This window comes from Acidithiobacillus sp. TH-A36 (assembly GCF_057473445.1).
Genome location: NZ_JBYCKP010000678.1, coordinates 1 through 1,490 on the forward strand (window position 1 = coordinate 1; position 1,490 = coordinate 1,490).

Annotated in this window: 2 protein-coding genes and 1 pseudogene; 2 read left to right on the forward strand and 1 reads right to left on the reverse strand. The window is 48.0% G+C overall.

What is annotated here, in order from left to right; translation table 11 throughout:
• Positions 1–85: 85 nt before the first annotated feature.
• On the forward strand, positions 86–646 hold the full coding sequence (locus AC2VLY_RS16900; RefSeq protein ID WP_486891634.1) for a hypothetical protein: 561 nt from the start codon (positions 86–88) through the stop codon (positions 644–646).
• 68 nt (positions 647–714) lie between these two features.
• The gene (locus AC2VLY_RS16905) at positions 715–1,035 is read left to right on the forward strand and encodes a chorismate mutase (protein ID WP_486891635.1); all 321 of its coding nucleotides are present in this window, start codon (positions 715–717) and stop codon (positions 1,033–1,035) included.
• A gap of 211 nt (positions 1,036–1,246) precedes the next feature.
• Here AC2VLY_RS16905 and AC2VLY_RS16910 read toward each other — a convergent pair.
• Positions 1,247–1,490 (reverse strand): annotated as a pseudogene (locus AC2VLY_RS16910) (hypothetical protein); the annotation flags it as partial.

The window sequence follows — 1,490 nt, forward strand, 5'->3', positions numbered from 1 at the left end:
AAAAGTGACTCTATGAGCTTTGTCAAACCCTTCCTTCAAGCGGACGCGCCTTTGGCACGCAGCTTAAGTCAAACGTTAGCTGCCAATGCAACTTGATCGCCAAATTGAAGATTTTTTAAAAGAAGTCGGTTCTGGCGCCGTCGAAATCTATAACGAGTTCAGCCTGCAGCACGAGCTAGGTATCTTCCTTCGTAATCAGCTTGGAGGTTGCAAGGTCCAGTTTGAGCGCAATGTCTCCCACTTCAAGCTGCAGAAGGCAGCACTCGAAAAGAAGGAAATAGATATTACTGTTACTTCGGTAGACTCAGGCGAGCGTTTGAGTGCCATCGAGCTGAAATATCCTAGGAACGGGCAAGTCCCAGAGTCTATGTTTAGCTTCTGCAAGGACATCGCCTTTCTGGAACAACTCGTTTCTTCCGGCTTCCAGTCTGCCTACTTCCTCGCAATAGCTGATGACCAGCTCTTTTACTCAGGCAATTGCAGCGGCATCTACGGCCACTTCCGCGGCGGCAATCCAATAACCGGAAAGATCACAAAGCCAACCGGATCCAAAGACAAACAAGTGAGCATCATGGGCTCCTACACTGCAAGCTGGCTCCCGGTTTCAGGCAATAAAAAGTTCTGCCTTGTCCGTGTTGGCAGCTAACAATTCATTCAAACCTACGTAGCGGCACATATTAATTCATGCGTTATGATTTATGAAAGGAATACATCGTGAGTTACACAGTCAATTGCACTTCCATTGAAGAAGTCCGCACAAACATCGACCGCATTGATCGTGAGATTGTTGCTCTTTTGGCTGAACGTGGCAGCTTTGTGAAGCAGGCTGCTAGCTTCAAAAAATCCACGGAGGATGTCAAAGCACCTCAACGCGTCGAACAGGTTATTTCTAAGGTTATAACGCTATCGCAAGAACTTGGTGCAAATCCATCTGTCACAGAGCATGTGTATCGTGCGATGATCTCTGGCTTCATTAACGCGGAGTTAACTGAACATGCGGAACTCAATACAGGTAGGGAAAAGCCTAACAAGTAGCGTCATTACGTTACAGTAACGCTTATGATAGAGCCCCCCGGATTGATAATCCGCTGGTCTGGTCGGTTCACACACCAGCAAAAACAGGCGTTTTAGCCTACGCCATACCGTAATTTTTGGCGATTTGCCCAAATAATGCCCAAGTGAACTCCAAAAATACATTATCTGTGACTGGTCACTATATATAATTGTTACGCAGTAACTGCCTGTCCTAGTCCCCCGGTCCATTCCGACGATTCACCTCCAGGCTCAGCTTCTGTTCGTCCAACGCCTTTTGAAAACTCGCCATCGAGGAGGCCGATTCAACGGCCCTCAACACTTTGCCCCGGTTCATACTCGCATTCTGGATCCCCAGAATACTCCCGACATGCATCCCCACCGTTTCCAGACGCTGCTTGAGCCGGGTGTTCTCGGCATAAACGTCATCGTGGTTTTTCAGTCGGTTTTCTCGGGTA

What these genes read in the sequence shown, in the direction of transcription:
- AC2VLY_RS16900 (WP_486891634.1), top strand. Translation starts at nt 86, where the DNA reads ATGCAACTTGATCGCCAAATTGAAGATTTTTTAAAAGAAGTCGGTTCT.